The following is a 24,707-nucleotide window of genomic DNA, read 5'->3' on the forward strand; positions in this document are numbered from 1 at the left end:
TTCGAGGTGGCCGACTACGGTCTGGTGGCCGACCTCAACGAGGCCGTGCCCGAGCTCATCGAGGCCCTCGGCAAGGAGTGAGACCGCGGTGACGGGCCCGCTCGCGGGGGTGCGCATCCTCGACCTCACCCAGCTCCTGCCGGGGCCCCTCTGCACGCGCCACCTGGCCGACCTCGGCGCCGAGGTCATCAAGCTGGAGCCGCCAGAGGGGGATCCGCTGCGCCGGATGGCGCCGGCGGGGCTGTTCGAGGACATCAACCGCGGCAAGGCGAGCATCGCCCTCGACCTCAAGCGGCCGGAGGGGGTCGAGATCGCGCTGCGCCTCGCCGAGGCCGCCGACGTCCTGGTGGAGGGGTTCCGGCCCGGCGTGACGGCGCGGCTGGGGCTCGGCTGGGAGGCGGTGCGCGCGCGCAACCCGCGCCTCGTCTACTGCTCCATCACCGGCTACGGCCAGGACGGCCCCTACCGCGACCGGCCCGGGCACGACATCAACTACCTCGCCATCACGGGGGTGCTGCAGCAGAGCGCGAACCCGGCCGGGCCGGCGGTGCCGGCGCTGCAGGTGGCCGACATCGCCGGCGGCAGCCTCGCGGCGGCGCTGGGGATCCTCGCCGCGCTCATGGAGGCGCGCAGGAGCGGGCGCGGACGGCACGTGGACGTGGCCATGGCCGAGGCGGTGCTCGCGCAGGCGGTGGTCCCGCTGGCCTCGGCGCGGGCGCGGGGCGAGGCCCCGCCGCCGGGGGGCGACACCCTCACCGGGGCGCTGCCGTGGTACCGGGTCTACGCCTGCGCCGACGGGCGCCACCTCGCCGTGGGGGCGCTGGAGGAGCGCTTCTGGCGCCGGCTTTGCGAGGCCCTGGGGCGGCCGGAGTGGGCCGACGCCCACTGCGGCGACGAGGCCCGCCGCAGCGAGGTGGCCGCCGCCCTCGAGGCCCTCTTCGCGACGCGGTCGCGTGACGCCTGGGCCGCCGAGCTGGCCGATGCGGGCTGCTGCGTGACGCCGGTGCTGGACCCGCTGGAGGCCGCCGCCGATCCGCACTTCGCCGCCCGCGGCGTCGGGGGCGAGGCGGCCGGACGGGTGCCGCCCCTGCGGCTCGACGGCCGCATCCCGCGCCGCCCGGGTGGTGCGCCCGCCCTCGGCGCCCACGGTCCGGCGCTGCTCGTCGCCCTGGGCTATGATCGCGAGGCGGTGGCGGCGCTTCGCGCCGCCGGCGTCGTGCACGGCAGCGACGGGGGGGAATGACCATGGCGCGGTTCGTCTTCAAGGAGGACCCGAAGGGCGGCGTCGGGCTGGAGATCTTCGCCCGCGACCGCACCGAGGCCTACAACGCGGCGGCCACCGCGCTCTGCCTCTACATGTGGGAGCAGGAGACGGTGGAGGAGCGCGAGGCGGTGCCCATCTCCTGGTACGGCTTCAACGAGTCGACGCTGGTGGTGGGGCTGCTGTCCGAGCTCCTCTACCAGATGGACGCCCACGGCTGGGTCTTCAAGCGCTTCGTCACCGAGAAGGTGGAGGCCATCGACGACCGCGACGGCGAGCACCTCAAGCACAAGCAGCTCAAGATCACCGGCACCGCCTACGGCGAGCGCCACGACCCGGCGCGCCATCGGCGCCGTTTCCCCGTCCAGGCGGTGCTGCTGCCGCGGCTGAAGCTGCGCGAGACCGAGGACGGCGGCGTGCGCCTCTACTGCGTCCTCGACGTGCCCGAGACCGACTGAGCCCTCCGCGCCGCGTCACCGCCCGGTAACACGGCGAACGCGACGCGTTCGCACCTTCCTTCCAAGGCCCTGTCTTTCCGACGCATTCCGCGGCGTTTCCGCGCCGGAACCAACCGGGGGTGGATGCGCCCCGGTGTTACCCGCAGGTAACGCCGGGGGGCGCCTTTTCGGAGTGGCGCGCTCGGAAACAGCCCTGCGATCCGCATGGGAACGGGCCTGCGGCCGCGGTCGGCTGCTCATGGCATGCAGGTTGCAAAGCCAAAGCGCCACGTCTTCGCCGAGGTGGGGGCGTGCGGGTTTTCAAACGGCCTACGAGGAGGAGTGAAGATGGCATTCAGCTCTCCGGGTCTGCAGGCCGAGCCGTCGCTGGGTGTGCCCGGGCGCAAGCGCTGGGCGATGGTCATCGACCTGCGACGCTGCATCGGCTGCATGGCGTGCGTCTGCGCCGACAAGTCCGAGTTCGACGTGCCGCTGGGGGTGTGGCGCACCATCGTCAAGGTCAAGGACACCGGGCGCTACCCCAACACGCGCCGCCACTTCATGCCGCGGCTGTGCAACCACTGCGACAACCCGCCGTGCGTGCGCAACTGCCCCACCGAGGCCACCTACAAGCACGACGAGGGCTTCGTCCTGCAGCGCTACGAGCGGTGCATCGCCTGCCGCACCTGCATCGCGGCCTGCCCCTACAACGCCCGCCACGTCCTGCCCAAGAACCGCTCCCACGTGAAGATCGGCGGCGTGGTGGACAAGTGCACCTTCTGCCAGCATCGCGTGGAGAAGGGGCTGGTCCCGGCCTGCGTGCAGACCTGCCTCGGGCGCTCGCGCATCTTCGGCGACCTCAACGACCCCAACAGCGAGGTCTCGCGCCTGGTCGCGCGCCACAAGACCGTGGTCCTCAAGCCGGAGAAGGGCACCTCGCCCCAGGTCTACTACATCAAGCCGGACCGGGCCATCGCCGAGGAGCGCTACACGGCGCCCGAGTCCTACGCGGCGAAGGCGGACCTCAAGGCCTTCATCCGGCACAACCGCGGCAGCCGGTTCTTCGCCGGCGTGCTCTGATCGGGGAGGGGTGACGAGATGTTCGAGTACATGCAGTACAACGTGCTCCCCTGGGGGCGCGAGCTGGCGATCTACTTCTTCCTCGTGGGCATGGCGGCGATGACCTTCGTCCTCGCCGCGGCGCCCAACGTCTTCGGCGGCGGCACCGCGGCGCTGCAGCCGACCCAGAAGATCGCCTCCGTGGTGGTGCTGGTGCTGCTCGCGGTCTGCGGCGTGATCCTCATCGAGGATCTCGGCCAGCCCGGGCGGTTCCTGTATCCGCTGCTCTATTTCCACGTCAGCTCTCCGCTCTCCTGGGGCTCGCTGTTCGTGGTCCTGTTCGGGCTTGCGGCGCTGGTCTTCGCCTTCGCGGTGTTCACCGGGCGCGACGGTCTGCTCCGCCCGGTGGGGATCGCAGGCTCCGTCCTCGCCCTGCTGCTGCCGCTCTACACCGGCTGGGACCTGATGGCCAACCAGGCGCGTGAGCTGTGGCACTCGCCGGCGATCCCGCTCATGTTCGTCGCCCTCTCGGTGAACTCCGGTGTCGCCCTCATGTCGGTGATCGCCATGGCCACCGGGGCCATGAACGAGGAGACGGCGGCATTCCTGCGCCGGGTGCTCGCCTTCTCGCTGGTGGCGACCCTGGTGATCTTCATCGCCGGTGTGCTGCGCGTGAACTACGGCTCCGCCGAGGAGCAGATCGCCTGGCAGATCATCAACGAGGAGTTCGGGACCAAGTTCTGGCTCCTGAGCCTCGTGGTCGGGGTCCTGGTCCCGCTGGTGCTGGTGCTGGTGCCGGGCCTGGGGGCCTCGCCCGCCATGATCACCCTGGCCGCGGTGCTCGCCACCATCGGCGCCTACACCTACCGCGAGGTCTACCTCCTCGCGGGCCAGCTCCCCATGCTCACCTTCTGAGCCCGGTTTCGCTAGGAGACGACGCCATGAGCGAGCTCAAGATCAGCCGACGCAACTTCCTCAAGCTGGGCGGCGCGGTTGCCGGTGCCAGCGGCCTGACCCTCGGCTCCCGGCGCCTCAAGGCCATGGAGCAGGATCTGGGCGGGCGCGACTACTCCGCGGTCACCGGCGCCGAGCGCAAGGCGGTGCCCTACACCTGCCTGACCTGCAACATCGAGGACGGCGGCGTGGCCTTCGTGGAGAACGGCCGCATCGTCAAGCTCGAGGGCAACATGGACCACCCCAACACCCGCGGCAAGCTCTGCGCCAAGGGCAACTCGGGGTGGCTCCACGTCTACGACCCCGACCGCATCATGACCCCGCTGATGCGCACCGGCAAGCGCGGCGAGGGCAAGTGGCGGCGCATCAGCTACGACGAGGCCACCAGCATCGTCGCCAAGAAGCTGCGCGAGGTCATCGACCGCTCGATCCGCGAGCACGACCCCGGGATCCGCAACGAGATCGTCTTCAAGTGGGGTCGCAACCGCACCGGCGGCGCCATCAAGCGCTTCATGCACGCGCTGGGCTCCAACTCGCTGGTCAACCACACCAACATCTGCGAGTCCTCGAAGAAGGTCGGGCTGGAGCCGGCCTGGGGTCCCGACATCGAGTCCTGCGACTGGGCGAACACGAAGTACATCCTCAACTTCGGCTCCAACATCCTGGAGGCGGCGTACTTCATGAACCCCAACGCCCAGCGCTGCGTCGACGGCGTCGTGGGCAACAAGGCCAAGATCGTCACCTTCGACGTGCGCATGTCCAACACCGCCGGCTGGTCCGACGAGTGGCACGCGCCCTATCCCGGCACCGACGCCGCCATCGCCCTGGCCATGGCCCACGTGATCATGAACGAGGGCCTCTACGACGACGAGTTCATCCGCGACTGGACCAACGTCACGCCGGAGCAGCTCAAGGCCCACCTCAAGCCCTTCACGCCGGAGTGGGCGGAGAAGGAGTCGGGCGTGTCGGCGCGCGACATCCGCCGCATCGCGCGGGAGTTCGCCACCACCAAGCCCGCCACCACCTTCTCCTACCGCGGCCCGTGCAAGCACGTCTACGGCTCCTACCAGGAGGCCGCGATCCAGATGCTCAACGTCATCACGGGCAACGTGGAGACCCGCGGCGGCTACTGCCTGCCCCGGGGCATGGGCTGGCCGCAGCCCGAGCCGGTGCCGCCGAAGCCGCCGGTGCCGAGCGTCATCGGCGCGCCGCCCATCTATCCGCTCGCGTCGCACGCGGTCTCCACGCATGCGCCGTACCAGGTGATGGCGGGCGAGGCCAAGGTGTCGGTCTGGTTCGCCTACTACGACAACCCGGTCTACACCTATCCGGCCGCGCACGTCTGGGAGCGCTTCCTCAAGGACGAGAAGCTGGTGCCGTTCTACGTCTCCTTCAGCCCCTACATGTCGGAGACGACGGAGCTTGCCGACCTCATCATCCCGGACGTGACCTACCTCGAGCGGCACGATCCGGAGTCCATGCCGGGCGGGCTCTATCCCTGCCTGTCCATCCGGCAGCCGGTGATCCAGCCCCTGGGCGGCACCCAGGAGTTCCGCCAGACCCTCATCGACATCATCCACAAGGTGGATCCGGACGGCTCGCTCGGGATCAAGAAGTACTTCGCCTTCAAGAACCCCGAGGAGTGGATGCGGGCCCACTTCGACAACATCCCCGGGCTCAAGGAGGAGGGCGGCTGGGACTTCCTCAAGGCCAAGGGGGTGTGGCCCATCTACGGCAAGGTGGACAAGGAGACGGCCAAGATCGTCGACCGCAACGGCGAGGAGGTGCAGCCGGACTACCAGCTGCACAAGCGCGAGCTGAGCGCGGCCGAGATGGAGGGCGCCGAGGTGGGGCCCGACGGCGTCATCCGCAAGGACGGCCATCCCATCGGGGTGCGCATCCGCGGCCGCAACTACGTCGGCTTCGGCACGCCGTCGCGGCGGATCGAGCTCTACAAGGAGAGCTACCGCAAGTACGGCTTCAACCCGCTGCCGACCTACAAGCGGCTGCCCTCGCGCAACAAGAAGCCGGACGAGCTGGTGCTCACCACCTACAAGGTCAACGTCCACACCCAGAGCCGCACGGCCTCCATCAAGTACCTCGCCGAGCTCTACCACAAGAACCCGGCGTGGATGAACCCGAAGACGGCGGCCGCCCGCGGCCTCAAGGACGGCGACCTCATCCGCATCACCTCGCCCATCGGCTACATGGTGACGCGGGTGCACGTCACCGAGGGCATCCACCCGGACGTGGTGGCGGTCTCCACCGCCTGCGGCCACTCCGCCTACGGGCGCCTGGCGCAGCTCAAGCACAAGGAGAAGGCCGCGGAGTGGGCGCAGGGTGGCGATCCCGACATCACCCACAACGTCTGGTGGGACGACAAGGGCGTGCACCCCAACTCCATCATCCCGGTGCAGGTGGACCCCATCGGTGGCTCCCAGGGCTGGTACGACACGGTGGTCACCGTGACCAAGGCCCAGCCGGGCGACAAGTACGGTGACGTGGTCGCCGACTTCGAGAAGGCGGTCAAGGCCTACGAGCATCAGCTCCGCTACGCCTACACCGGCGATCTCCACCGCGCGAACCACCCCGAGGTGGACATCGACTGGGACAGCCTGCCGAAGCCCGAGGTGAAGGCCGGCGGTCACTGACCGGCGCGGGGGCGGGGCCGTGGCCCCGCCCCCGGTCGCCTGCGGGCGGACGCGCCGGGGTCGAAACGGAGCAGAGGAGGCCGAGATGGCCGCAACTGAGCTGGATACCGAGGACCGCCTCGCCCTGTGCCGGGCACAGGCGGGGCTGTACGGGTTTCTGGGGCGCTGCCTCGAGGAGGAGGTGGACCGCGATCTGCTGGATCTCGTGCGCGGCGAGCTGCGCGGGGCGCTGGCCGAGGCCGGCATGCCCTTCGACGAGGCGTTCTTCCGCGCCGATGCCGAGACGCTGCTCGCCGAGCTGGCCGAAGAGTTCACCACCTGCTTCGTGGCCCCCGGGGGCGTGGTCCCCTACTGGTCCGTGGTGGAGACCGGGATGATGTACCGCGAGCCGGCGCAGCAGGTGGAGGAGGCCTACCGCGAGGCGGGCTTCGCCTACCGGCGGCGGCTGAGCGGGGAGTTCCCGGATCACATCGGCACCATGCTGGGCTTCGTGGCCGCCCTCTGGGAGGCCGAGGCCGCGGCCCTCGAGGGGGGCGACGAGGCGGCGGCGGCGCAGGCGCGGGCGCGGCGCGAGCGCTTCATGGTGGAGTGCCTCGGGCCCTGGGCCGTGGGCTGGTGCCGGCGGGCCGCCGAGGCGAGCTTCCACGTCTTCTACCAGCAGGTGGCGCGGGTCGCGGGGCAGGTCATCTGGTCGGATCTCGCCCGCCTCGTGGACAAGCGCCGGCTGCGCGAGCTGGCTGCGCTCAACGCGCGCGAGCCGAAAAAGCTCGACTACGACGCCGATTTCCGCAAGGCCTCTGGGCTCTGAGGCCGGGAGGGGAGGGAACGGGGCGGCACAGCCGCCCCCTTTTCGGCCTCGGAACCCGACCGCTATACTCGGAGAATGGCCATGAAGGTGCTCATGGTGGAGGCGAGCGGGCGGGGCTTTCTTGCCCACCACGCCCAGGCCCTTGCTGCGGGCCTCGCCGGTGCGGGGGCGCGGGTGCGCATGGCGACGGCGGCGGGGGACGAACTCGCGGGGTGGCAGGCGCCCTTCGAGCGGCGGCACTGCCCCGGGCGGGACTGCTGGGGCTGGCTGCGCCGTGAGGTGACGACTTGGCGCCCGGAGGTGGTTCACCTGCAGTGGGTGGACAGCGCGTGGCAGGCGTGGCGGTTCACCCGCTGGGCGCAGCGGCAGGGCGCGGCGGTGCTCGCGAGTCCGCACAACATCCTGCCCCACCGCGGGCGGCTGCGGCGGCTGCCGGCGCATCTGCTCTGGTACCGGGCGCTGGATGCGGTGGTGGCCCGGGACGCCCACCTGGGCTGGGCGCTGGAGGAGATCTTCGGCCTGCCCAGGGAGCGCGTGGTGGTGGACGAGCGCACGCCCAACCTCATGGGGCTTCCGGGCTTCCCGCGCCGCAGGCCGCCGGAGCTTGCGCCCAGGGCCGCGGGCGAGCTGCGCCTGCTGGTCTTCGGGCACGGCGCGCCCAGCAAGGGCGTAGGGGTGCTGCTGGAGGCTCTCGCCGGGCTCGAGGCTCCGGGGCTGCACCTGGTGCTCGCGGGCCAGGACCCGCTGCGGGGGGTGCCGGCGGGGCGGCTGGGGGCGGCGCGGCGGCGGGTGCGGGTCAGCGTCATCGACCGCTACCTGGAGCCCGCGGAGGGGGCCTGGCTGCTGCGCGACGCGGATCTGCTGGTGCTGCCCTACACCAAGCTCTGCCACAGCCCCCAGCTTGCGCTTGCGCGCGACTGCGCGCTGCCGGTGCTGCGCACTCACCGCGTCCAGGGCATGGACTTCGCGGAGGGGCGGGATGGTGTTACCGTGAAGGCGGGCGAGGGGGCGGCGCTGCGGGAGGCGCTGGCGGCACTCGCGGCGCAGCCCGGACGTCTCGCCGCGATGCGGCGGGCGCTGGCGGAGGCGGCGCAGGCGGAGGCGGCGCTTGCGGGGCTTGCGCGGATGCATCTCGCACTCTACGAGCGGCTGCGGCAGGGTGCGGCGGCGCGGGCCGCGGGACGGGCCGCGATGCAGGCGCGCCGGAGCATCGGAGCCGGCGCCGGCGGGGGAACATGACGGCGGCACAGACGGTCATTCTCATCGCGCACGAGGGGCGGCTGGAGGAGCTGCTCAAGCTCATGGAGAAGCGCCGGGAGGTGTTCGAGCACTACCGGCTGCTCGCCACCAGCGAGACCGGGGCCGCGATCGAGGAGCGGCTCGGCCTCGAGGTGACGCACCTCTTCTCCGGGCGCAAGGGTGGCGAGATCCAGCTCTGCGGGCTGGTCTGCACCAACAGCGTGCGCGCGGTCTTCTTCCTGCGCGACCCTGCGGGTGCGGCCCCGGACGAGCCCGACATCACCCCCTTCTACCGTGCCTGCGACCTCAACAACGTCCCGTTGGCCACCAACCTGGGCACGGCGGTGGCGCTCACCCAGTGGCTGGGGCGCAAGGTGGCCCGCGGCAGGGAGGAGGCGGCCCCGTGAGGATGGACGATCTCGCCCAGGCGGTGCAGGCCCTCGACGGCTCGGCCCTGGTGGTGGACGACGAGTTCTGTCTCAACCTCAGGGGCCGCAGCGAATGGTGTTCGGCCTGCGCCGACGTCTGCCCCCATGAGGCCCTGGCCCTGAGCCTGGACGAGGTGGCGCTGGACGGGGAGCGCTGCACCGGCTGCGGCGCCTGCGTCCCGGCCTGTCCGGCGGGGGCCTTACGGCTGACGGGGTTTTCCCCGGCGCGGCTGCTGGAGACGGTGGCCGGGCAGGAGACGGTGCGGCTGCACTGCCGGGAGAGTCGCAGCCGCGCAGGCGGGGTCGTGATCCCCTGCCACGCGGTCCTCGATGCGCGCCTGGTGGCGGCGATGGCCGCCGACGGCGTCGCCGAGGTGGTGCTGCACGGTCTCGAGGGCTGCGAGGGCTGCGCGCGGGGTGACGCCCGCGCGGCGGTGGAGCAGGTCCACGAGCGGCTCTCGGCGTGGTTCGGGCCGCAGGCGCCCAAGCTGCGGGCGGCCGACGGCGCCGAGGAAGGCGCGGCGCAGGCAGGGGACGTGCGCGCGCGCGCCGACCAGGTGCGCATGAGCCGGCGCGCCTTCCTGCGCTTCGCGGGGGCGAGGGCCGCCGACGGCGCGCTGGCGGCGGTGCCCGCCACCTGGGCGCTCGCCGCCGAGGACGAGGACGAGCGCCTCGACCTCGACGAGCCGTCGCCCTTTTTCCAGGGCGAGGTGGAGCGCCAGCGCGAGGCGGCCTACCAGGCGGTGCTCGCGCCGCGGCTCGCCGGGCTGCCCTGGGTCGCCGATCTCGAGGCTCCGCCGTGGCGGGGGCGGCGCATCGAGGCCCACTGCACCGCCTGTCTGAGCTGCGGCACCCGCTGCCCCACGGGGGCGCTGCGGGCGGAGGAGAGCGACGGGGAGCGGCGCATCGTCTACGACGCCGCCCGCTGCACCGACTGCGCCCTGTGCGAGCGGATCTGCCCGGCGAAGGCGATCCACCCGGAGCCGGCCCCGCCGGCGGTGGTGCGCGAGGGGACGGTGGTGCTGATGGCACGGGCGCTGGTGCCCTGCGCCCACTGCGAGACGCCCTATCTGCCGGAGTCGGAGGACGGGCTGTGCCCGACCTGCCGCAACGAGCGGGAGCTCGACGACGAATGGATGTCCTGGCTCGGAGGCTGAGGTGCGGTGGCTGGTGGCGGTCGCGGCGGTCTCGCTCGGCGGCGCGGCGTGGTGGTGGTCGGCCCAGCCGCGCACGCCGGCGGAGCTCTTCCGCACCCGCTGCGCCACCTGCCATGAGCTGCCGGACGTCTGCGTCTTCGCGCCGGCGGACCGGCCGTCGATCGTGGACACCATGCGCAGCGCCAACGGGGCCGATGCCGTGATCGACCCCGAGGAGGCGGCGCGCATCAAGGCGTATCTGAGGGAGGGCCTGAAGTGTCCGTAGAGGACGCGGCCCGCAAGCTGGGCCTGGAGCAGCGGGTGCTGGCGGCGCTGACGGCGGTCACCGTCGGCGTCGACGGCAGCGACGTGGTCACCTCGGGGCAGGTCTACGACGTCGTCGCCACGGGCGGCGCGGTGCGCATCCTCATCGACCCGGACAAGGTGCCGGAGCCGCTCCAGGAGGAGCTGGCGCAGGTGATCGCGCCCTACGTGGAGTCGCTGCCCGGGGTCGAGCGCGTGGTGGTCAAGCCGCGGCCGCGGCCGGTGGCGCAGCGCGAGCGCATCCCGGGGATCGCCCACGTGGTGGGCGTGCACAGCGGCAAGGGGGGCGTGGGCAAGTCGACGGTGGTGGTCAACCTCGCCGTCGCCCTGGCCCAGCGCGGCCTGCGCGTGGGGCTGCTGGACGCGGACGTCTACGGACCCTCCTGCCCGACCCTGCTCGGCCTCTCGGGCCGGGCCGAGGAGGATCCGGAGCAGGGCCGGATCGAGCCCAAGGTCGGGCACGGGGTCAAGGTCATGTCGCTCGGCTTCCTGCTGCCGGAGGGGCAGGCGCTGATCTGGCGCGGATCGCTGGTGGACGAGGGCCTGCCGCAGCTGTTCGAGCACGTGGCCTGGGGCGAGCTCGACGTGCTCCTCATCGACCTTCCGCCCGGGACCTCCGACGTGCACATCGCGGTGGCGCGCTACGTGCGGCTTGCCGGCATCGTCACCGTCACCGCGCCGGGGCAGGTCTCGGTGGACGACGTGCGCCGCGGCATGGAGATGTTCGCGGACATGGCGGTGCCCTGCCTCGGCCTGGTGGAGAACATGAGCGGCGTGGCCTGCCGCGGCTGCGGCCACGTGGCGGCGGTCTTCGGCGCCGGCGGTGCGCACGAGCTCGCCGAGCAGACCGGGCTGCCGCTGCTGGCGGAGATCCCCTTCGAGCCCGAGGTGAGCGAGCTCTGCGACGGCGGCCGTCCGGTGGTCACGGCGGCACCCGGCTCGCGCACCGCGGAGGGGATCGAGCGCATCGCCGCCGCCCTCGTGGAGCGGCTGGGTCTCGGCGCGCGCGTGGAGGCCTCGGCATGAGCGGGCAGCGGTCGTTTCCGGTGGATGTGGTGACGGAGGGGCCGGCGGAGGACCCCTTCGCGCGGGGCACCCCCGAGCCGGATCCGATCCCGGGCGTGGAGGACGTGGTCCTCGTGGCCAGCGGCAAGGGGGGGGTGGGCAAGTCCACGGTGGCGGCCAACCTCGCCTGCGCCCTGGCACGGCGCGGCCGTCGTGTCGGCATCGTCGACGCCGACATCTACGGCCCCTCGGTGGCGCGGATGATGGGCACCGGGCAGGGCCTGGATCTCGACGAGCAGGGGCGCGTCATCCCCGCCCACAGCCACGCGGTGTGGTCGGTGTCGGTGGCCAACGCCCTGCCGCCCGAGGCCGCCGTAGTCTGGAAGGGGCCGCTGGTGGCGCAGGCGGTGATGCAGATGTTCCGGGAGGTGGCCTGGCCCGACCTGGAGATCCTGCTCGTGGACCTGCCGCCGGGCACCGGCGACGTGCAGCTGACGATCCTGGAGCAGGTGCCGGTGACCGGGGCGGTGATCGTGAGCACGCCGCAGCGGCTCGCGGCGGTGGACGCCGAGCGCGGCATCGCCATGTTCCACGACCTCGACATCCCCGTCTTCGGGGTGGTGGAGAACATGGACGCCTATGTCTGCCCCTGCTGCGGCGAGCGCCAGCGCCTCTTCGCCGAGGGCGGGGTGGAGCTGCTGGCGCGGCGCCGCCATGTGCGCTACCTCGGCGGCATCCCCCTCGACCCGGGGGCGCAGGAGCTCGCGGACAGCGGCCGCCCGCTGGTGGTGGCGGCCCCGGAGAGCGAGGCGGCGAAGGCCTTCGATCGCGTCGCCGAGGCGGTGGAGCGGGCGGTGGCGCAGGAGCGCAGGGCGCGCGAGGCCGTCATCAGCGACGAGGCCCGCGCCGAGCACGAGGCCTTCTGGGAGGGCCTCCTGGAGGACGAGGACGACTGACCGCCGCGGGCCCGCGGCGGAGAGGAGGTGACCGGAATGAGCGTGACGCGACTGGTGGTGGAGCTCGGCACCCCGCCGGAGGCGGAGGCGGTGGAGGGGCTTGCGGGGGTGGAGGGTCTCGCCCTCGGCCCGCAGGCCCTGGAGGGGCCGCTGCCTCCGCTTCCGGAAGGGGCGCCCCTTGCCCTCTGCGGTGTCGATCCGGAGGTGGCACCGGCCTGGCACGGGCGGCCCGACACGGTCTGGGTCTGCGACGGCGGGCTCGAGGAGACGGCGCGGCTGCGCGATGCCTGGCCGGATCTCGTCTGGGTGCCGCGCACCACCGTGTACCAGCCCACGGTGCGCTACGAGTTCTCGCCGCATCTCGGCACCGAGAGCTTCAAGTTCTACGTCCCGGACATGGGGGCGATGCTGGCGCGGCGGGTCGGCGACGGCGACCAGGACGTGCGCCGCTGGGTGGTGCGCGCCGCCGAGCTCGGCTTCGGTACCGTGTGGCTGCACGGCAGCCAGGCCGAGGAGCGCGGCCGCGGCCTCGACCTCGAGGCCCTGGTGCGTGCGCGCAGCCGCTACGACGGCGCGATCTGGATCTCGGGCGGGGTGACGGAGCTGCGTCACCTCGAGAACCTGCGCCGCGAGGGCGGTGCGGCGGCGGTGGTGCTGCCGCCGGACCGCATCGCCGCCCTGGGCGTGGCCCCTGCGCTGGCCGCCCTGCGCCCTCAGGCGGGCGAGGCGCTGGCGGTGGAGGTGGCCCGCGGCGGCTGCCCGGGGGCGGCGGGCGAGGGGCTGCCCGCCTGATGCGGCGTCTCGCCGCCGTCCTCCTGGCCCTCGCCGCGGGCGCGGCGGCGGCCCAGGTCGGCGCCGTGGACGCGGCCGCCTTGGCGCGCTGGCTCGAGGCCGGCGAGGCGGTCACCGTGATCGACCTGCGCCCGCAGGGGGACTACCTCGCCGGCACGCCGGTGGGGGCGCTGCACGCCGACCCCGCGCGGCCCGAGGCGGTGGGCCTGCCGGAGGGGGGCGGGCGCGCCGTGCTGCTCCTGCCGGCCGACGCCGACGAGGGTCTGGTGGCGCGATGGGGGGCGGCGCTCGCCCGGACGGGCTACCGCGCCTATCGCCTGGCGGGGGGCGTGGAGGCGTGGAAGGCCGCCGGACTTGCGCTGGAGGTCCCGGGGGTGGGGCGGGTGCGCCCGGATTCCGTCCCCTTCGTGGTGCCGCGGGGGCTGTGCGAGATGAACACCCCCGCCCAGGTCTTCCGCTGAGGCGTGGCCTGGGCGGCGGTGGCGGCGGCGCTGGCCGCGTGCGCCGGCTGCCACCCGGGGGCGACCGCGGACTTCGCCGGCACCGCGATGGCGCGCGCGGCCTCGACCCCGGGCTTCGTGGCGGAGTGGGGGCGGGCGGGGCGCGACCCCGCCTGCCTGCGCTGCCACGCCCCCGCTGGGGGCCCGGGCGTCGGGTGTGCCGCCTGCCACGGCGAGGGCCATCCCGGGGCGCAGGCGGACCCGGTGCGGGCCTGTGCCCGCTGCCACGACGCACCGGGGGAGAACACCCTGCGCAGCTATGCAGCGAGCCGGGCGGCGCGCGCCGGGCGGACCTGCATCGACTGCCACGCCCCGCGGGGACGGCCCCACGCCCTACGGGGACCCGCCACGGGGGCGCTGCTGCCGGGGTCGGTGGATCTGACCGGCCTGTGGCGGGGCGACGAGGTGGAGCTGGTGCTGGCGGCGCGGGCGGGGCATGCGGTGCCCGGGGGGACCTCGGGGCGGGCCCTGTGGCTGGTGGCGGAGGCCCGCGACGGTGCCGGGCGCGTGGTGGCCGAGGCGCGCTGGCGCTTCGGCTGGGAGTACGCCGACGGGGGCTGGGTCGACCGGACCCTGTGGCCCGACCGGCCGGCCCGCCGCCGATTCGCCGTCCCGCCCCAGGCGGTGGCGGTGGCGGCGCGGGTGCTCTATCGCCTTGCGCCGTCGCCCGAGCCCGAGGGGCCCGACGCCGTCCTCGTCGCCCGCCGGCGCTGGCGCCGGCCGGCGGTGGGGCGGCGAGGCGCTGATACAATGAACGATCCGGACCGCCGGGGAGGATGGCATGGCACGGTTGTGCCTGGTGGAGGACGATCCCATCATGGGCGAGTCGCTGAGCGACCGCTTCCTGCTGGAGGGGGTCGCCTGCGACTGGTTCCGTGACGTCGGGGCCGCCCTGCGTGCGCTCGGGCGCGGCGGCTACGCCGCGGTGGTGAGCGACATCCGCCTGCCCGACGGCAGCGGCGAGGATCTCTTCCTCGCCCTGCGCGAGCGCCTGCCGGCGGTGCCGCCCGTCATCTTCATCACCGGCTACGGCCAGGTGGAGCAGGCGGTGCGGCTGCTCAAGCTGGGGGCGCGCGACTACATCACCAAGCCCTTCGACCTCGACGCCCTGCTGGAGAAGCTGCGCGGGACGGCGCCGGAGCTCTTCGCCGAGGACGGCGGCGAGGCGGTCCTCGGGGTCTCCCCGGCGATGCGGTCCGTGGAGGCGATGCTGCGCCGCTTCGCCCCGCACCGCACCACGGTGCTGATCACGGGCGAGTCCGGCGTGGGCAAGGAGCATGCCGCCCGCTTCCTCCACGCATGCGGCGGCGCCGAGCGCCCCTTCGTGGCGGTCAACTGCGCCGCCTTCCAGGAGTCGCTGCTGGAGGCGGAGCTCTTCGGCTACGAGAAGGGGGCCTTCACCGGCGCCGTGCGCAGCCACCGCGGCGTCTTCGAGCGCGCCCACGGCGGCACCCTGTTCCTCGACGAGGTGGCGGAGATGTCGCCGGCGATGCAGGCCAAGCTCCTGCGCACGCTGCAGGAACGCACGGTGCAGCGCGTCGGCGGGGAGCAGCCGCTGGAGGTGGACGTGCGCCTGGTCTGCGCCACCAACCGCGATCTGCGCACGATGGTGGAGGCGGGGGCGTTCCGCGAGGACCTCTACTACCGCATCCATGTCGCCCACGTCGCCATCCCGCCCCTGCGCGAGCGCCGCGAGGACGTGCTGTGGTTCGCGCACCGCTTCGTCGAGGAGTTCGCGCGCGCCCACGGCGAGCCGCGCCATCTGCTCCCGGTGGCCGAGCGCTACCTGATGGAGCAGGACTGGCCGGGCAACCTGCGCGAGCTGCGCCATGCGGTGGAACGCGCCTGCATCCTCGCCGACGGCCCGGCCATCGGTCCGCGCGAGCTGGGGCTGGGCCGGCAGGGGGCGGCGCAGCCCGCGGCCGAGCGCATGGACCTTAGAGGCTTTCTCGAGCACTGCGAGGCGCAGTACATCCGCGACGCGCTCGAGGCCCACGGCTGGCGCATCGCGGAGACCGCGGAGGCCCTCGGCATCAGCCGCAAGAGCCTGTGGGAGAAGATGCGCCGCCACGGCATCCGCGCCGGCGACGGGCGGGGTGGCGCCGAGGGTGCGGACGGGGATGCGACGCCGGGGGAGGGTGGGTCATGATCCTGAGCCAGAACCTGCGCATGTTCCTGCTCGCCGCGCGCCACCTCAGCTTCACGGTGGCGGCGCGCGAGGCCTACGTCTCGCAGCCGGCGGTGACGGTGCGGATCAAGAAGCTGGAGGAATACCTCGGCTTCGAGCTCTTCACCCGGATGCCGTCGGGGCTGCGGCTGACGCCGGCGGGCAGCGTCTTCTACGAGTACGCGCAGCGCCTCGAGCTGCTGGCCTCGGAGGCGCAGCGCACGGCCAAGGACGTGGCCGAGGGCGACGAGGCCCATCTCTACCTGGGGGCGAACCGCAGCGCGACCTCCTACATGCTGCCGCGGCTGCTGATCGCCTTCCACGAGGCCAACCCCAAGGTGCGCATCCGCACCGAGGTCCACGCCTCGGACCGGCTCCTGGAGCGTCTCACGGCGGGCTATCTGGATGCGGTCATCGTCGAGCAGTCGGTGGACGAGTCGCGCTACCACGTCATGCCGCTGCTCAAGGACGAGGTGGTGGTGATCTGCAACCGCGACCACCCGTTGGCGAAGCGGCGCAGCCGTACGGTGACGCTGGACGAGCTCTGCGAGCTGCCGCTCGTCACCCACGAGCCCAACTCGGGCACGCGCCAGCTCCTCAGCGAGCGCCTCGCCGTGGAGGGCAGGAACGACAGCGATCTCAACATCGTCATGGAGCTGCAGAGCAGCGAGCTGGTCAAGCTCATGGTGAGCCGCGGCCAGGGGGCGGGGCTGGTCTCGCGCCTGTCGCTCTCCAACGGCCGCTACGGCGAGGAACTGGTGGTCCTCAGCATCGAGGGCGACCCCCTCTACCGCTTTTTCAACCTGGTCACCACCGAGAAGGGGCTGGGGCGGGCCAAGGTGCGCGATCTCTGCCGCATCGCCGGCGAGACCTACCGCGAGGACATGCTCTTCGAGGAGACGGGCTGACGGGGGGCGTCCGCGGCCCGGCCGCGGACGCCCCGGTCTTCAGAGGGCGCGCACGTCCTGGGCGATGCGCTCGCAGACCTCCTTGGCGTCGCCCAGCACCAGGGAGCAGTTCTCCTCGTAGAAGAGCGGGTTGTCCACCCCGGAGTAGCCCGGCTTGAGGCTGCGCTTGATCACGAAGACGTGGCGGGCGCGATGGGCCTCCAGCACGGGCATGCCGTAGATGGGGCTGGAGGCGTCGTGGCGCGCCGCCGGGTTGACCACGTCGTTGGCGCCTACCACGAGGGCGACGTCGGCGGTGGCGAACTCCGGGTTGATGGCCTCCATCTCGAAGACCTGGTCGTAGGGGATCTCGGCCTCGGCCAGGAGCACGTTCATGTGCCCGGGCATGCGTCCCGCCACCGGGTGGATGGCGAACTTCACCGTCACCCCGCGCTCGCCCAGCGCCTCGGTCAGCTCCTTGACCGCGTGCTGGGCCTGGGCCACGGCCATGCCGTAGCCGGGGACGATGATCACCTTGGCGGCGTTGGCCATGAGGAAGGCCGCATCCTCGGGGGCCGCCACCTTGGCCCCCCGCTCCGCCGCCTGGGCCACCGCGCTCGTCCCGCCCGATCCGACGCCGCCGAAGAGGACCTTCAGCAGCGAGCGGTTCATGGCCCGGCACATGATGTAGGAGAGGATGGCGCCCGAGAAGCCCACCAGGGCGCCGGTGATCACCAGCAGGTGGTTGCCGAGGGTGAAGCCGGTGGCCGCCGCCGCCCACCCCGAATAGGAGTTGAGCATGGAGACGATGACGGGCATGTCGGCGCCGCCGATGGGGGTGATGAGGAGGACGCCGAGGGCGAAGGCGAGCAGCGTCCCGGTCAGCAGCGGCGCCAGCCCGGGCGCGGCGAGGAAGGCGATGCCGGCGAGCAGGGCGCCGGCGGCGAGGGCGGCGTTGATCGCGTGCTGGCCGGTGAAGCGCAGCGGCTTCGAGGGCAGCAGCGCATGGAGCTTGCCGAAGGCCACCAGGGAGCCGGTGAAGGTCACCGCGCCGATGACGGCGCCGAGGTAGATCTCGGTCAGCAGCACGCCGCCCGTCCCGCCCGTGGCGCGGTGGGTGAGGAAGGTGCCGGCCGCGACCAGCACCGCCGCAAGCCCCACGAAGCTGTGCAGCAGCGCGACGAGCTGCGGCATCGCCGTCATCGGGATGCGGCGCGCCAGCGGGATCCCGATCGCGGCGCCGCCGACGACGCCGGCGAGCATGGGGCCGTAGCTTCGGACCTGCGGCAGGAGCGCGGTGGCGGCGATCCCGATGGCCATCCCCGCCATGGCGAGGAGATTGCCGCGGCGGGCCGTCGCCGGATGGGTGAGGCCCTTGATGCCGAGGATGAAGAGCGAGCCCGCCACCAGGTAGGCGAGGGCGTAGAGGTCTTGCGCATGCATCGCCGTCAGCCCCCGTCGCGGCCGCGGAACATGCGCAGCATGCGCTCGGTCACCGCGAAGCCGCCGAAGATGTTGATGGAGGCGAGCAGGGTGGCAAGGAAGCCGAGCCAGGCCGCCCCGGGGGCGCCGTCGCCGAAGCCGCCGACGAGCATGGCGCCGACGATCACCACGCCGGAGATGGCGTTGGTGAGGGAGATGAGCGGCGTGTGCAGGGCCGGGGTGACGCCCCAGATCACCCAGTAGCCGATGAAGCAGGAGAGCACGAAGACGTAGAGGGTCTCCATGGGTGCAGACATGGCGGGACCTCCGCGATGGGCGCTAGGACGTGGGGGCGTGCCGGATGTCGCCCTCGTGCACGACGAGGGCGGCATCGACGATGGCGTCGCCGGTGTCGAGGACCAGGCTCGCGTCGCCGTCCTCCCGGTGCAGCAGCAGCCCCATGAGGTTGGCGACGTTGCGGGCGTAGAACTGGCTTGCGTCGGTGGCGAGCCGCGCCGGCAGGTTCGTGGGGCCGAGGATGGTGACGTCGCCCACGCGCACGATCTCGTCGGCGCGCGTCAGCTCGCAGTTGCCGCCGCTCGCCGCCGCGAGGTCCACGATCACGGCCCCCCGGCGCATGCGCTCGACGGTCTTGGCCTCGATGAGCAGCGGGGCGCGCCGGCCGGGTACGAGGGCGGTGCTGATCACCACGTCGGCGTCGAGCAGGCGCTCGCCGAGGGCGTCGCGCAGCCGCTGCTGGCTGTCGGCGGAGAGCTCGCGGGCGTAGCCCCCCTCGCCGTGGGCGTCCTCCTCCAGGCGGATGTCGATGAAGGAGGCCCCCAGGGACTGCACCTGTTCGGCGACCTCGGGGCGCACGTCGAAGGCCTCCACCACCGCCCCGAGCCGGCGCGCGGTGGCGATGGCCTGCAGGCCGGCCACACCCGCCCCCAGCACCACCACCCGCGCCGGGCGGGCCGAGCCGGCGGCGGTCATCATCATCGGGAAGAAGCGCTGGAGGGCCGCGGCGGCCTCGATCACCGCCCGGTAGCCGGCGATGTTGGCCTGCGAGGAGAGGGCGTCCATGCCCTGGGCGCGGGTGATGCGGGGGATGCGCTCCATGGCGATGGCGCTCGCCCGCAGCGCCGCGAGGCGCTCGAACAGCCCCTCGTCGCGGTGCGGCTCCAGCAGCCCGACCACCAGCACGCCCTCGGCCGCGCCCTCCAGCTCGGCCAGCGCCGGTCGCCGCACCTTGCACACCACGGGGCAGGACCACACGGCGGCGGCGTCCGCGACGCGGGCCCCGGCCGCCTCGTAGTCGGCGTCGCGGAAGCCGGCGGCCTCGCCGGCGCCGGCCTCCACCACCACCTCGACGCCCTCGCCGAGGAGCCGGCGAAGGCTGTCCGGGGTGGCGGCGACGCGGGTCTCCCCCGCCGCCGTCTCCTTCGGAATCCCGATGCTCAGCAAGACCGCACCTCCTCCCGTTGCGGGCCCCCGGCCGCCGGCGCCCCCGCGGCCGCAGGGCGGCCGCACCCAAGGCCGGTGTGCCGGCCCGCAGGATCGTCTCGGCGGGTTGCGCGCTGGATCCCGCAGCGGTCGCCGGCGGACGCGCGGGTGCCCATCGACTCTTCTGCTGCAGGGATCAGGAAGTCTAATGGGCGGCCGCCCGGGGCTGCCAATAACGTTTTGTTAGACAGGGGCCATGTATCCCCTATGGGAGGACACCGATCTCCCGATCGGGCGGGTGGCCGGGTGCGTCCTCCCGGTCCAGGGGGAGGGTGACGCGGAAGCGGGTGTCCCCGGCCTCGCTGGTGACCTGGATCTCCCCGCCGAGGCCGTCGACGATCTGGTAGGTGACCCAGAGGCCGAGCCCGCGCCCGCCGGCCTTGGTGGTGGCGAAGGGCTCGAACAGCCGCGGCAGGGCCTCGGCGGGGATCGGGGGGCCGTCGTTGCAGACCTCGAGCCGGACGAGGCCGCCCTCGATCGAGGCGCGGACGCCCACGCGGCCGCCCTCGGGGGCGGCCTGGACGGCGTTCAGCAGGAGGTTGATGAGGACCTGGCGGACCAGGCTCGCGGGCAGGCGGGTGCGCTCGGGGATGCGGTTGTCCCACGCGAGGGTGATGCCGCGGCGGCCCGCCTCCGGGGCCACCAGCCGGCGCACGTCCTCGATGTCCTCCCGGGTCAGGGGGTGGGGGTCGGGACGCGCCTCCACCAGGAGCGCGGCCACGGTCTCGCGGATCTGGTGCAGGCCGCGCTCGAGCAGGGAGACGGTGCGCTGGGTGAGGGGGTCGTCGCAGCCATGGCGGCGCAGGGTGCTCACGGCGTTGAGCAGCCCGCCGAGGGGGTTGTTGATCTCGTGGGCGATGCCGGCGGTGAAGCGGCCGATGGCGGCGAGCCGCTCGGCCACCACCATCTGCTGTTCCAGGCGCTGCTTCTCGCGCAGCTCCGCCACCATGCGCTCGAACTGGACCGCGAGCTGGCCGATCTCGTCCCCCGCCGCGGGCAGCTCCAGCTCCACCCGCTCCGGCACCTCGCGGCCCACCGCGCGCATGGCGCGCGCCAGGCGCACCAGCGGCTCGGCGTACTGGGCCCCCCAGTAGGCGCCCAGCGGCAGCAGGAAGACCACCGCAAGCAGGGTCGCGGCGACGGCGCGGCCGCCGAAGCCGAGGATGCGCTGGCGGAAGATCTCGCGCGGGTAGGACATCACCAGCGTCCCCAGGAGGACGCCGTCGGAGACGATGGGCACGGTGACGTGGAAGCCCTGACCCGAGGGGGGGGTGAAGGTCTGCTCGGTGCCGGTGCGCGCGGCGGCGACGAGGTCGCGCACGGCGGCGTACTCGGGGCCGTCCTCGCCGGGGTCGCTCTGCATCGGGAAGCGCCGCGGCTCGGTGGAGACGTAGACCCGGGCCATGGGGTCGAGGATCATCAGCAGGTCCGGCCGCAGTCCGCCGCGGGCGTGGGCCTCGGGAAGGGCCGAGGCGATGATCTCGTAGGCCTTCCAGACGTCGTCGTGCAGCAGCGCCGGGGTGAGGGTGCGGGCCAGCAGGCGGCCGGTGGCGGTGGCGGTGGCGGTGAGGTCGGCGCGCAGGTCCTGCGCCGCGCGCACGAGCAGGGCGCTGGTCACCACCAGCGCGGTGACGAGGATGAGGACGGTGGTGCGCAGCGGCACCTTGTAGCGCAGGCTGAGATCCCGCAGGGTCATGGCGTCAGGGGGCGACGGCGAGCATCATGGCGCGGATGTCGGCGAAGAGGGTGTCGTCGCCCGGGGTGAAGCCGTCCAGATTGAGCCGCGCGAGGATCTGCCGGCCCTCGGGGTCGCGCGCCATCCCCACCAGCACCCGCCGCAGGGCCGCCACCGTCGCCTCGTCCGCGTCGGCACGGGCGACGATGGGCGGGAAGCCGAACTTGCGCGAGCGCTCCACCACCCGGGTGCGCGCGGTGAGCTGCGGCTCGGTGCGCGCGAGGCTCTCCCAGATGTAGCCGTCGACGGCGCCGCCGTCGGCGAGGCCCACCGCCACCGCCTCCACCACCTTGCGGTGGGCCCAGGTGAAGAAGGTGCGGCGGAAGAAGCGGGCCGGATCCCGCCCGAGCGTGCGCAGGCGGTACTGGGGCACGAGGAAGCCGGAGTTGGAGTCCGGGTCCGAGTAGGCGAAGACCCTGCCATTGAGGTCGAGGATGGAGCGCGTGTCGGTGTCGGAGGCGGGCACGATGAGATAGGACTGGTAGAGGGGCTCGCCGCGATAGAGGGGCACCGCCACCAGCCGCAGGCGCTCGCGGAAGCGCACGTAGGGGAAGCCGCAGAGCCAGGCGGCCTCGGCGCGCCCGGTGACGAGCAGCTCCACCACCTCGCGGTAGGCGGTGCGCTGGACGAACGCCACCGGCCGGCCGAGACGCCGCGCCAGGTAGTCGCGCCACTGCTCCAGAAGCCCCGTGCGGTCGTCGAGGATGACCGCGGTGAGGCCGATGCGCAGCGGCGGCGCCGGCGAGGCGGGGGCGGGGCCCAGCAGGAGCACGAGCCCCAGGATGAACGCGCGCGTCACCGTCTTCATCGGGCCGCCTTTCCCGGGTGTCGGCTCCCGGCCATTGTAGCGCGCTGGCGGTGCGGCGGCGCGCGCCGATAGAATCGGGGGCCACGGCTGGGAGGGGGCATGGCGAGACTGCTGCTCTGGGCGACGCTGCTGCTCTGGGCCGGCGCGGCGCCGGCGGGCGAGGTGCGCCTCGCCGCGGCGGCCGATCTGACCTACGCCCTCGGCGAGATCCTGCCGCGCTTCGAGGTCGCAAGCGGCCACCACGTCCGCCTCAGCCTCGGCTCATCCGGGCGGTTCGCGCGCCAGATCCTGCGGGGGGCCCCGTTCGAGCTCTACATGAGCGCCGACGAGGGCTACGTGCGCCGCCTCGCCGAGGCGGGCCGGACCGAGGGCGAGGGCGCGCTCTATGCGGAGGGGCGCATCGTCCTCTTCGTCCCTGAGGGCTCGCGCATCGGGGAAGTGAGCTCCCTGGAGGGGCTGGGAGCGGCCGCGCGGGACGGCCGCCTGCGCCGGCTCGCCATCGCCAACCCCGCGCACGCCCCCTACGGGCGCGCGGCGGCCGAGGCCCTGCGCGCGGCGGGGGTGTGGGCGGCGGTGGAGCCGCTGCTGGTCCTCGGCGACAACGCCGCCCAGGCGACGCGCTTCGCGGTGGAGGGCGGCGCCGACGCCGGCATCATCCCCCTCTCCATGGCCAGGGCCCCGGCCCTCGCCGGGCGCGGCCGCTGGCGCCTGGTGCCGGCGCGGCTGCACCGCCCGCTGCGCCAGCGCATGGTGCTGATCCGTGGCGCCGGCGCCGCCGCGCGCGCCCTCTATGCCTACCTGCAAGGGGCCGAGGCGCGCGCGGTGCTGGCCCGCTACGGCTTTCTGCTCCCGGGAGGCTGAGTGGACTGGGAGGCCTTCGCCCTCTCCCTGCGCCTGGCCGCATGGACCACCCTCGTGTTGGCGGGGATGGGGCTGGCGACGGCGCGGCTGCTGGCCTGGCGACGCTTCCCCGGGCGCAGCGTGGTGGAGGCCCTGGTGGCCCTGCCCCTGGTGCTGCCGCCGACGGTGCTGGGCTTCTACCTGCTGGCGCTCTTCAGCCCCGAGGCGGTGCTGGGGCGGCTGTTCCTGCGCCTGACCGGCGACACCCTCGCCTTCTCCTTCGCCGGGCTGCTGCTCGCCTCCGTGGTCTACAGCCTGCCCTTCGCGGTGCAGCCCATGCTGCGGGCCTTCGAGGCGGTGCCGGCCGAGATGCGGGAGGCGGCGTGGCTGAGCGGCCTCGGCCGCTGGGCCACCTTCCTGCGCGTGGAGCTGCCCCTGGCCTGGCCCGGGGTGCTGAGCGGCCTCGTCCTCGCCTTCGCCCACACCATGGGCGAGTTCGGCGTGGTCCTCATGGTCGGCGGCAACATCGCCGGCGAGACGCGCACCGTCTCCATCGCCATCTACGACCGCGTCCAGGCCTTCGACGACGCCGCCGCGGCGCGCATGTCGGCGCTGCTGCTGCTCTTCGCGGTGCTCACCATCGGCGCCGTCTTCGCCCTCGAACGGCGCCGCCGGGACCATGCCTGAGGCGGGCCTGGAGGTGGCGGTGCGCGACCGCGGGGCGCGCCGGCTGCTTGCCGAGTTCGCGGCCGCCCCGGGCGAGACCGTGGTCTTCGTCGGCCCCTCCGGCAGCGGCAAGACCACCCTCCTGCGCACCATCGCGGGGCTGCACCGGCCGGCCTCGGGGCGCATCCGCTGCGACGGCGCCACCTGGCTCGACACCGCCGCCGGGGTGGCGCTGCCGCCGCAGCGGCGGCGGGTGGGGATGGTCTTCCAGCACTACGCGCTGCTGCCGCATCTGAGCGCGCGCGACAACGTCGCCCTCGCCCTCGGCCATCTGCCGGCGGCGCAGCGGCGCCGCCGCGCCGAGGCGCTGCTGGAGCGGGTGCACTTGGGCGGCAAGGGCGGGGTGCGGCCGGGGCGGTTGTCCGGGGGCGAGCAGCAGCGCGTGGCCCTGGCGCGGGCGCTCGCGCGCGAGCCGCGGGTGCTGCTCCTCGACGAGCCCTTCTCGGCCGTGGACCAGGTCACGCGGCGCAAGCTGCGGCTGGAGATGGCCGAGATCGTGCGCGGGCTGGCGGTTCCGGTGGTCCTGGTCACCCACGACCTGGAGGAGGCCCACGTCCTGGGGACGCGCCTGTGCGTGCTGCACCACGGCGAGCTGCTGCAGGCGGGGGCGCCGGAGCTGGTGCGGCGTCGCCCGCGGGATGCGCGCGTGGCGCGGCTGCTGGACCTGCGCAACGTCTTCCCGGCCACGGTGGAGGGGCACCGGGAGGCCGACGGGGTGACCGTGCTGCGCTGGGCCGGGGGGCGGCTGGAGGCGCCCCTTGCGCCCCGCTACCGTCCGGGGGAGGCCGTGACCTGGTGCATCCCCCCGGAGCTGGTGCTGCTGCACCGGCGGGACCGGCCCTCCCGCGGCGAGGCGGAGAACCCCTGCCGCGGGCGGGTGGTGGAGGCCCAGGCCATCGGGGGCATGGTCAACGTGCTGATCCGCACCCAGCCCGGCGACGCCCTGGTGCACATGGACCTGCCGCCCCACGTGGTGCGGCGCAACCGGGTGCGGGCGGGCGACGAGGTGGCCTTCAGCCTCCTCGGCGAGGCCATCCACGTGATGCCGCCGGAGCCCGCCTGAGGCGCC

25 protein-coding genes are annotated in these 24,707 nt (G+C 73.5%); 20 read left to right on the forward strand and 5 right to left on the reverse strand.

The window, feature by feature from the left end; genetic code table 11:
- Nucleotides 1-88: 88 nt before the first annotated feature.
- The 17 genes from EDC57_RS05650 to EDC57_RS05730 all read left to right on the forward strand — a co-directional run bounded on the left by EDC57_RS05650 (nucleotide 89) and on the right by EDC57_RS05730 (nucleotide 16,625).
- On the forward strand, nucleotides 89-1,243 hold the full coding sequence (locus EDC57_RS05650; protein ID WP_123400945.1) for a CaiB/BaiF CoA transferase family protein: 1,155 nt from the start codon (nucleotides 89-91) through the stop codon (nucleotides 1,241-1,243).
- Nucleotides 1,244-1,245: 2 nt separating this feature from the next.
- Entirely contained in the window at nucleotides 1,246-1,719 is a 474-nt protein-coding gene (locus EDC57_RS05655) for an archease (RefSeq protein ID WP_170165055.1), read from the forward strand.
- Between the two features lie 327 nt (nucleotides 1,720-2,046).
- Nucleotides 2,047-2,778, forward strand: a complete 732-nt coding sequence (locus tag EDC57_RS05660) for a 4Fe-4S dicluster domain-containing protein (RefSeq protein WP_123400947.1) — start codon at nucleotides 2,047-2,049, stop codon at nucleotides 2,776-2,778.
- An 18-nt stretch (nucleotides 2,779-2,796) separates the two neighbouring features.
- Nucleotides 2,797-3,672 carry an NrfD/PsrC family molybdoenzyme membrane anchor subunit gene (nrfD, locus tag EDC57_RS05665; RefSeq protein WP_123400948.1) on the forward strand — a complete coding sequence of 292 codons (876 nt, stop codon included), beginning with the start codon at nucleotides 2,797-2,799 and terminating at the stop codon, nucleotides 3,670-3,672.
- Nucleotides 3,673-3,698: 26 nt separating this feature from the next.
- Nucleotides 3,699-6,362, forward strand: coding sequence for a molybdopterin-dependent oxidoreductase (locus tag EDC57_RS05670; protein WP_123400949.1), 2,664 nt, complete (start codon nucleotides 3,699-3,701; stop codon nucleotides 6,360-6,362).
- Nucleotides 6,363-6,447: 85 nt separating this feature from the next.
- Nucleotides 6,448-7,170 (forward strand): TorD/DmsD family molecular chaperone, encoded by a 723-nt coding sequence (locus EDC57_RS05675; RefSeq protein ID WP_123400950.1) that lies wholly within the window; start codon nucleotides 6,448-6,450, stop codon nucleotides 7,168-7,170.
- 81 nt (nucleotides 7,171-7,251) lie between these two features.
- Complete coding sequence (locus EDC57_RS05680; RefSeq protein ID WP_170165056.1) at nucleotides 7,252-8,409, forward strand: glycosyltransferase; 1,158 nt, start codon at nucleotides 7,252-7,254, stop codon at nucleotides 8,407-8,409.
- Nucleotides 8,406-8,816 carry a methylglyoxal synthase gene (locus tag EDC57_RS05685; RefSeq protein ID WP_123400952.1) on the forward strand — a complete coding sequence of 137 codons (411 nt, stop codon included), beginning with the start codon at nucleotides 8,406-8,408 and terminating at the stop codon, nucleotides 8,814-8,816. The genes EDC57_RS05680 and EDC57_RS05685 overlap by 4 nt, the downstream gene beginning before the upstream one ends.
- A gap of 2 nt (nucleotides 8,817-8,818) precedes the next feature.
- Entirely contained in the window at nucleotides 8,819-9,994 is a 1,176-nt protein-coding gene (locus tag EDC57_RS05690; RefSeq protein WP_123400953.1) for a 4Fe-4S dicluster domain-containing protein, read from the forward strand.
- Between the two features lies 1 nt (nucleotide 9,995).
- Nucleotides 9,996-10,259, forward strand: coding sequence for a cytochrome c (locus tag EDC57_RS05695; RefSeq protein ID WP_123400954.1), 264 nt, complete (start codon nucleotides 9,996-9,998; stop codon nucleotides 10,257-10,259).
- Nucleotides 10,250-11,323 (forward strand): Mrp/NBP35 family ATP-binding protein, encoded by a 1,074-nt coding sequence (locus EDC57_RS05700; RefSeq protein ID WP_123400955.1) that lies wholly within the window; start codon nucleotides 10,250-10,252, stop codon nucleotides 11,321-11,323. Before EDC57_RS05695 ends, EDC57_RS05700 begins: the two co-directional genes overlap by 10 nt.
- The gene (locus tag EDC57_RS05705; protein ID WP_123400956.1) at nucleotides 11,320-12,258 is read left to right on the forward strand and encodes an Mrp/NBP35 family ATP-binding protein; all 939 of its coding nucleotides are present in this window, start codon (nucleotides 11,320-11,322) and stop codon (nucleotides 12,256-12,258) included. The genes EDC57_RS05700 and EDC57_RS05705 overlap by 4 nt, the downstream gene beginning before the upstream one ends.
- A 36-nt stretch (nucleotides 12,259-12,294) precedes the next feature.
- On the forward strand, nucleotides 12,295-13,050 hold the full coding sequence (locus EDC57_RS05710) for a hypothetical protein (RefSeq protein WP_123400957.1): 756 nt from the start codon (nucleotides 12,295-12,297) through the stop codon (nucleotides 13,048-13,050).
- Complete coding sequence (locus EDC57_RS05715; RefSeq protein ID WP_123400958.1) at nucleotides 13,050-13,511, forward strand: rhodanese-like domain-containing protein; 462 nt, start codon at nucleotides 13,050-13,052, stop codon at nucleotides 13,509-13,511. The genes EDC57_RS05710 and EDC57_RS05715 overlap by 1 nt, the downstream gene beginning before the upstream one ends.
- 3 nt (nucleotides 13,512-13,514) lie before the next feature.
- Complete coding sequence (locus EDC57_RS12765) at nucleotides 13,515-14,429, forward strand: hypothetical protein (RefSeq protein ID WP_170165057.1); 915 nt, start codon at nucleotides 13,515-13,517, stop codon at nucleotides 14,427-14,429.
- Entirely contained in the window at nucleotides 14,332-15,699 is a 1,368-nt protein-coding gene (locus EDC57_RS05725) for a sigma-54-dependent transcriptional regulator (protein ID WP_123400959.1), read from the forward strand. The genes EDC57_RS12765 and EDC57_RS05725 overlap by 98 nt, the downstream gene beginning before the upstream one ends.
- Complete coding sequence (locus EDC57_RS05730; RefSeq protein WP_123400960.1) at nucleotides 15,696-16,625, forward strand: LysR family transcriptional regulator; 930 nt, start codon at nucleotides 15,696-15,698, stop codon at nucleotides 16,623-16,625. The genes EDC57_RS05725 and EDC57_RS05730 overlap by 4 nt, the downstream gene beginning before the upstream one ends.
- 39 nt (nucleotides 16,626-16,664) lie before the next feature.
- Here the strand turns inward: EDC57_RS05730 and EDC57_RS05735 are convergent, their stop codons facing one another.
- From EDC57_RS05735 to EDC57_RS05755, 5 genes are all read right to left on the reverse strand, one after another.
- Nucleotides 16,665-18,047, reverse strand: coding sequence for an NAD(P)(+) transhydrogenase (Re/Si-specific) subunit beta (locus EDC57_RS05735; RefSeq protein ID WP_123400961.1), 1,383 nt, complete (start codon nucleotides 18,045-18,047; stop codon nucleotides 16,665-16,667).
- Between the two features lie 5 nt (nucleotides 18,048-18,052).
- On the reverse strand, nucleotides 18,053-18,343 hold the full coding sequence (locus EDC57_RS05740) for a proton-translocating transhydrogenase family protein (protein ID WP_123400962.1): 291 nt from the start codon (nucleotides 18,341-18,343) through the stop codon (nucleotides 18,053-18,055).
- Nucleotides 18,344-18,365: 22 nt separating this feature from the next.
- Nucleotides 18,366-19,490, reverse strand: coding sequence for a Re/Si-specific NAD(P)(+) transhydrogenase subunit alpha (locus EDC57_RS05745; protein ID WP_245995162.1), 1,125 nt, complete (start codon nucleotides 19,488-19,490; stop codon nucleotides 18,366-18,368).
- Between the two features lie 244 nt (nucleotides 19,491-19,734).
- Entirely contained in the window at nucleotides 19,735-21,225 is a 1,491-nt protein-coding gene (locus EDC57_RS05750) for a sensor histidine kinase (RefSeq protein WP_123400963.1), read from the reverse strand.
- Nucleotides 21,226-21,229: 4 nt separating this feature from the next.
- Nucleotides 21,230-22,072 carry a substrate-binding domain-containing protein gene (locus EDC57_RS05755; protein ID WP_123400964.1) on the reverse strand — a complete coding sequence of 281 codons (843 nt, stop codon included), beginning with the start codon at nucleotides 22,070-22,072 and terminating at the stop codon, nucleotides 21,230-21,232.
- Nucleotides 22,073-22,171: 99 nt separating this feature from the next.
- On the opposite strand from EDC57_RS05755, the gene modA reads away from it, so the two are divergent.
- From modA to EDC57_RS05770, 3 genes are read left to right on the forward strand one after another with little or no spacing between them, the layout of a single operon-like run.
- Nucleotides 22,172-22,933 (forward strand): molybdate ABC transporter substrate-binding protein, encoded by a 762-nt coding sequence (gene modA / locus EDC57_RS05760; protein WP_123400965.1) that lies wholly within the window; start codon nucleotides 22,172-22,174, stop codon nucleotides 22,931-22,933.
- Complete coding sequence (modB, locus tag EDC57_RS05765) at nucleotides 22,934-23,599, forward strand: molybdate ABC transporter permease subunit (RefSeq protein WP_123400966.1); 666 nt, start codon at nucleotides 22,934-22,936, stop codon at nucleotides 23,597-23,599.
- On the forward strand, nucleotides 23,592-24,701 hold the full coding sequence (locus EDC57_RS05770) for an ABC transporter ATP-binding protein (protein ID WP_123400967.1): 1,110 nt from the start codon (nucleotides 23,592-23,594) through the stop codon (nucleotides 24,699-24,701). Before modB ends, EDC57_RS05770 begins: the two co-directional genes overlap by 8 nt.
- Nucleotides 24,702-24,707: the final 6 nt, after the last annotated feature.

This window comes from Inmirania thermothiophila (genome assembly GCF_003751635.1).
GTDB classification, from domain to species: Bacteria; Pseudomonadota; Gammaproteobacteria; order DSM-100275; family DSM-100275; genus Inmirania; species Inmirania thermothiophila.

What these genes read in the sequence shown, in the direction of transcription:
- EDC57_RS05675 (WP_123400950.1), top strand. Translation starts at nt 6,448, where the DNA reads ATGGCCGCAACTGAGCTGGATACCGAGGACCGCCTCGCCCTGTGCCGG.
- EDC57_RS05730 (WP_123400960.1), top strand. Translation starts at nt 15,696, where the DNA reads ATGATCCTGAGCCAGAACCTGCGCATGTTCCTGCTCGCCGCGCGCCAC.
- EDC57_RS05680 (WP_170165056.1), top strand. Translation starts at nt 7,252, where the DNA reads ATGAAGGTGCTCATGGTGGAGGCGAGCGGGCGGGGCTTTCTTGCCCAC.
- modA (WP_123400965.1), top strand. Translation starts at nt 22,172, where the DNA reads ATGGCGAGACTGCTGCTCTGGGCGACGCTGCTGCTCTGGGCCGGCGCG.
- EDC57_RS05655 (WP_170165055.1), top strand. Translation starts at nt 1,246, where the DNA reads ATGGCGCGGTTCGTCTTCAAGGAGGACCCGAAGGGCGGCGTCGGGCTG.
- EDC57_RS05770 (WP_123400967.1), top strand. Translation starts at nt 23,592, where the DNA reads ATGCCTGAGGCGGGCCTGGAGGTGGCGGTGCGCGACCGCGGGGCGCGC.
- nrfD (WP_123400948.1), top strand. Translation starts at nt 2,797, where the DNA reads ATGTTCGAGTACATGCAGTACAACGTGCTCCCCTGGGGGCGCGAGCTG.
- EDC57_RS05660 (WP_123400947.1), top strand. Translation starts at nt 2,047, where the DNA reads ATGGCATTCAGCTCTCCGGGTCTGCAGGCCGAGCCGTCGCTGGGTGTG.
- EDC57_RS05755 (WP_123400964.1), bottom strand. Translation starts at nt 22,072, where the DNA reads ATGAAGACGGTGACGCGCGCGTTCATCCTGGGGCTCGTGCTCCTGCTG.
- EDC57_RS05685 (WP_123400952.1), top strand. Translation starts at nt 8,406, where the DNA reads ATGACGGCGGCACAGACGGTCATTCTCATCGCGCACGAGGGGCGGCTG.
- EDC57_RS05715 (WP_123400958.1), top strand. Translation starts at nt 13,050, where the DNA reads ATGCGGCGTCTCGCCGCCGTCCTCCTGGCCCTCGCCGCGGGCGCGGCG.
- EDC57_RS05670 (WP_123400949.1), top strand. Translation starts at nt 3,699, where the DNA reads ATGAGCGAGCTCAAGATCAGCCGACGCAACTTCCTCAAGCTGGGCGGC.
- EDC57_RS05705 (WP_123400956.1), top strand. Translation starts at nt 11,320, where the DNA reads ATGAGCGGGCAGCGGTCGTTTCCGGTGGATGTGGTGACGGAGGGGCCG.
- EDC57_RS05710 (WP_123400957.1), top strand. Translation starts at nt 12,295, where the DNA reads ATGAGCGTGACGCGACTGGTGGTGGAGCTCGGCACCCCGCCGGAGGCG.
- EDC57_RS05690 (WP_123400953.1), top strand. Translation starts at nt 8,819, where the DNA reads ATGGACGATCTCGCCCAGGCGGTGCAGGCCCTCGACGGCTCGGCCCTG.
- EDC57_RS05735 (WP_123400961.1), bottom strand. Translation starts at nt 18,047, where the DNA reads ATGCATGCGCAAGACCTCTACGCCCTCGCCTACCTGGTGGCGGGCTCG.
- EDC57_RS05725 (WP_123400959.1), top strand. Translation starts at nt 14,332, where the DNA reads ATGGCACGGTTGTGCCTGGTGGAGGACGATCCCATCATGGGCGAGTCG.
- EDC57_RS05740 (WP_123400962.1), bottom strand. Translation starts at nt 18,343, where the DNA reads ATGTCTGCACCCATGGAGACCCTCTACGTCTTCGTGCTCTCCTGCTTC.
- EDC57_RS05750 (WP_123400963.1), bottom strand. Translation starts at nt 21,225, where the DNA reads ATGACCCTGCGGGATCTCAGCCTGCGCTACAAGGTGCCGCTGCGCACC.